At 74.4% G+C, this 2376-nt stretch carries 2 protein-coding genes; both read right to left on the bottom strand.

Going from position 1 to position 2376, the window contains the following annotated elements; genetic code table 11:
• The coding region (locus tag ABFX54_RS33965; protein WP_428834602.1) for a sacsin N-terminal ATP-binding-like domain-containing protein at positions 1-1434 on the bottom strand (1434 nt) is incomplete at its 3' end.
• Between the two features lie 65 nt (positions 1435-1499).
• On the bottom strand, positions 1500-2300 hold the full coding sequence (locus tag ABFX54_RS33960; protein WP_346110689.1) for a DUF3027 domain-containing protein: 801 nt from the start codon (positions 2298-2300) through the stop codon (positions 1500-1502).
• Between the last annotated feature and the right edge of the window lie 76 nt (positions 2301-2376).

Here is a 2376-nt window from a genome sequence, read left to right as displayed (position 1 = left end):
GAGCAGGTCGACGACGCCGGCCAGCTCGTCCGGGCGCACGCCGAGCGCGGTCATGGCGGGGTGGCGGGCGGGCCAGCCGGCGGGCAGCAGGCCCGGCACGAAGCCGGCCACGGTGTCGAGCAGCTTGGCCGAGGCGGAGGCCACGACGGCCGCCTCCCGGCCCGGCACCACCCAGCCGTCGCCCTCGGGCTCGGGCGCGGGCTGCTCGACCTGCCACTCCGCGTCGGGCTCGTAGACCCGCGCGTCGGCGAAGGAAGGCGTCTGCACGACGGGCGCGGGCGCGGACAGGGCGGGCAGCAGCGGCGTGTCGGGCAGGCGCTGCAGCACGGCCCTGCGCACGCGGGCGTCGAGCTCGCCCTTGCCCATCAGCGAGGGCACCAGGTCGAGCAGCTTGGACGTGCGGGGCAGCTCGCGCAGCAGCCGGACGTAGGCGTCGGCGGCCCGCTCGACCAGGAAGTCGGTCAGCGGCCCCTTGGCCACGTGGCGCCGGTCGGTGGCCATCGGGAACGAGGCGATGAGCAGCGCGGGCAGGTCGATGGGCTCGTCGCTGGGCGTCGGGGCGTGCACCACGGGCGGCACGGAGGCGGGCAGGGCGCCGGGCTCGCCGGTGCCGGTCACGGGAACGGCCCAGCGCAGCGACCAGAAGGGACGGGCGCGCTCTTCCGTGGGCCGGTCGGCGAAGAGCCTGGCGACCTCCTCGGGGGTGAAAACCCCGGAGTCGGACACCACGTGCCAGCCGTCGGCAGCCACCATGCGGGTGGACCCGTCGACGTCGATCTCGATGCTCTCCAGCGCGGGCAGGCCGAGCAGCAGCGCGGGACTGGCCTCGGCGAGCATGCGCCGGACCGCGTCCACGCTCGCCTGGTCGCGCAGCGGCAGCCGGACGAGGGTGTCGAAGCCGTCGGGGATGTCGATGAGGGGCGGCTCGTCGAAGGGCAGCCGCAGCAGCGGCACGTGCCCGCCCCGGTCGGTCAGCTCGCCCGCCAGCGCGGGCAGCTCGGCCACGATGGCCGCGGTCTCCGTACGGGACCAGCGCACGGCGGGAGCCCCGCGCGAGCCGATCGAGGGCGAGTCGCAGACCGACACGACCGCCGCGAACCCGACGCCGAACCTCCCCGCCGCGCCGGCCTCGTCGCGCTTGCCCGAGGCGCGCAGCGTGGACAGGCTCTCCACGCCGGTGGCGTCGAGCGGGGCGCCGGTGTTGGCGGCCGTCAGCACGTCACCGCGCAACGTCAGCCGCAACACCCCCGGCACACCCGCCCGCAGCGCCGCGTCGGCGGCATTCTGCGCCAGCTCGACGATCAGCCGGTCGCGGTAGCCGCCGAGCGCGAAATCCTCCTCCGCGTTGGCGTCTTCGCGGAACCGGGCGGGCGAGGCCGTCCACGCGGACAGGACGGCCGCACGCAGCCGGTCAGTGCCGTAGGTGTCGCTCATCGATCACGATCCTGGTCGAGGGTAGGGGGCCACCGTAGGTTAGCGGCCCGCACCGACACTCAGGCTCAGGAATGCCCGAGCTCCTCCGATGCGGATTCGTCGACCGAGCCGGCCTCCTCCTCCATGAGGTCGTAGCCCAGGTCGTCGAGGATCGGGATGGCCTGCTCGACCGGCGGCGGCAGCACCGCGGCCTCGGAATGGGCACCGCAGCCGTGGTCGGCGGCGACGACCTTGCCGTCGTCGGGTGCGTACTCGTTGGCGCAGACCCCGAACGACAGCCGGAGCTCACCCGACAGCAACCAGTAGAAGCCGCAGGTGGAGCACTGCGCGGGAGCGGCGTGTGCGATCGGTGTGTGTGGCCCGTGCTCGCCCGCGTGCCAGCGTCTGGCAGCCCGGTCTCTGCCAATGGCCGAGAGCACACGGGCCCGGCCCAGGCCGTACTCGAAAACCATCTGTCTGTCGGTGTCGTCGTCGACTTCGGTGAAGCCCGGCGCCAGCCGGGCGTCGTCGTCCGCGGTCGGCAGCAGATCGCCCACGCCGAGGTCGCCGGGACGCAGCCGCTCGCTCCACGGCAGCCACTCGGGCGCCAGCAGCGCGCCGGTGCCGGGCAGCAGGACGGCCTCGCTGACGGTGACCTTCTTCGCCCGCGAGGCTCGGGTCACCGTGACCGCCCAGCGCCAGCCGCGATAAGCGCGGTCGAGGCAGGCGAAGTAGTGGGTGACGATCCGGTCGCCTTCGCTTTCGTAGCCGAGGTGCTCGCCGGGCTCGCCCGGCCGCGCCAGCTCCTCGGCCGCGGCGCGAGCCAGATCGACCGCGGCGACACAGGCCTGGTCGGGAGCGGAGACGCGGGCCCGGGTGCGGCTCATCGGGCCGGCTCCGCCGAAAGGTGCTGTTCGCTCACACTCTTCATTCTCACCCATCCCGGGACGTGCGGGGGCCCAC

It is taken from the genome of Nonomuraea maheshkhaliensis, assembly GCF_039529435.1.
Taxonomy (GTDB): Bacteria; Actinomycetota; Actinomycetes; order Streptosporangiales; family Streptosporangiaceae; genus Nonomuraea; species Nonomuraea maheshkhaliensis.
Note: the sequence above shows the minus strand (reverse complement) of the source record. Positions and strands in the feature narration are given on the sequence as shown.